Annotated in this window: 1 protein-coding gene and 1 pseudogene; one reads left to right on the top strand and one right to left on the bottom strand. The window is 40.0% G+C overall.

What is annotated here, in order from left to right:
- On the bottom strand, positions 1-847 hold an 847-nt coding region (locus FTU83_RS17120; RefSeq protein WP_180124342.1), incomplete at its 3' end, for a BapA prefix-like domain-containing protein.
- A gap of 382 nt (positions 848-1,229) precedes the next feature.
- On the opposite strand from FTU83_RS17120, the pseudogene FTU83_RS17115 reads away from it, so the two are divergent.
- Positions 1,230-1,719, top strand: a pseudogene (locus FTU83_RS17115) (transposase); the annotation flags it as partial.
- Between the last annotated feature and the right edge of the window lie 387 nt (positions 1,720-2,106).

Here is a 2,106-nt window from a genome sequence, read left to right as displayed (position 1 = left end):
CGGCACTCCAAGTTTTACCGCCATCAGTGCTGTATTCAACGGTCGCACCATCTTCGATACCCGAAACAGTGTAGTCACCCTTGTTGGTGATACCGTCTTTATTGTCAGTACCGCTGTCGCTGGTCAATGCAATGGTCGGTGCATCTGCATTGGTATCTAATGTGAATTTAATCTCTGTCGAATCCGAAACATTCCCCGCTTTGTCAGTTTGACGAACGCTAATGCTGTTCTCACCTTCCTGCGCAACAGGTTTATCGGCACTCCAAGTTTTACCGCCATCAGTGCTGTATTCAACGGTCGCACCATCTTCGATACCCGAAACAGTGTAGTCACCCTTGTTGGTGATACCGTCTTTATTGTCAGTACCGCTGTCGCTGGTCAAGATAACTATGGGAGCCTGTGGGGAAATCGTATCTTTATCTTGTTGATGTTTATCATCACTATTTTGTCCGGCAATAATACCACCTATGATAGCTCCTCCGCCTATAATCCATGGTAAAAGTGAACTACTACCCGATACAACAGGCAACAAAACCTCTAATCCTGTAATTTCTTTAAATAAAGGTACACCACCATTCCAGTCAAACCATAAAAATCCACATTCATTATCTTCAAAAACTAGATCTGATACTTGTTTATCTTCATATTCTACAAAAAAATTCTCAATTATGATGGTTTCGCCATTCTTTAATTTTAAAATTAAATTATTGCCTTCTTTTACAAATTCCTGCACATCCTCTTCGTGCAGACTAAGATGAATAATTGATGCATCATTCAGAACTAACTGATTATTTTCAGCAACAAATTTGCTTAATGTATCTTTATTTACAACAATAATTTTTGACATTTATTTAGACCTAAAAGACATTATAAAATTGAGCAAAATATGAGTTATTATAAACCACCTTAAGTACGTTTTAAGCAATTTTCACCAATTAATTCACAGTTTGATGTTTCTTCGCAACCATCTACTAAACCCCATATATATTTTGAATTCGGCTCAGGTTTCCACCGGTGTGAAACAATCCTTCTAGCTGAGTTGCTTTATTTGTTGGATTCCTTCTTAGTAAATCACTCAAATAAGCATACAGATCTAGGATTCGGTTTGGCTGATTAATTTAAAGTCATGATATTAACCGCCTGCACACACTACGCAGCACACTTATAAATCACCTATTTTACGGACTAAATTCCACAAACATACCCACCCCTTGTGGAGCAATGCTCAGATTGGATACTGCGGGGTTAAGCTGGCGCTATTAGCAGAAACCTTAAAAAAAACAGCTAATGCTACAACAGCAGGTTATACATGCAGATGGAACACCAATGACTGTAATGCAGATTGCCAGGAATAAACCGAAGAAAGGTTATGTTTGGGACTATACCACTACACTAAACAATCCCATTCAGGCCGTCATTTATGACTTCCAACTGAGTCGGGCAGGTCAACATGCTGAAGATTTCTTGATAAGCTGGCAAGGTCATTTGGTATGTGATGATTACAGTGATTATAAGGCATGCCTTAAATCAGACCAGGTCATCGATGTGGGTTACATGGCGCATGCGCATTGTAACTGTAGTGTCAAACACCGCGACCAACAAAGGCAACAGGACAGTCAACCGATCATGCGACAACTGTACGCTTGGCTGAAAGCAAATCAGAATAAAGCATCCTAGAGTTCGCCTACAGCAAAAGCGATCAATTACAGTCTAAAACGCTGACAAGCCTTAATCCACTATTTGGATGATGGGAATATACCAATAGGCAGTAATTGAATCGAAGTGCGACACGAAGTCGCTTAATAAAATTATCCCCCCGCAGGAAAACAACCCGTGTCACTGGACGAATCTAGAAGACTGAATAAAGAACGCTTTTAACAATGTAACGAGGCACCGTATGGTGCGGGGTATCAATCTTGAGAAGTAGACCCTTTTCGCAGCCATAGCCAAACAAGAACTAGATAGTCGGCATGGTGAACATTGATGTGTGCTGAAAAAACAGGAGGTTTTAACTTGGTAAACTAAACACACTCATCAGGAGTTTACCATGAGCAAGAAACACAAGACTTACACCACAGAATTTAAAGCTGAAGCCATCAAATTAAT

This window comes from Acinetobacter sp. YH12152 (genome assembly GCF_013418285.1).
GTDB classification, from domain to species: Bacteria; Pseudomonadota; Gammaproteobacteria; order Pseudomonadales; family Moraxellaceae; genus Acinetobacter; species Acinetobacter amyesii.
Note: the sequence above shows the minus strand (reverse complement) of the source record. Positions and strands in the feature narration are given on the sequence as shown.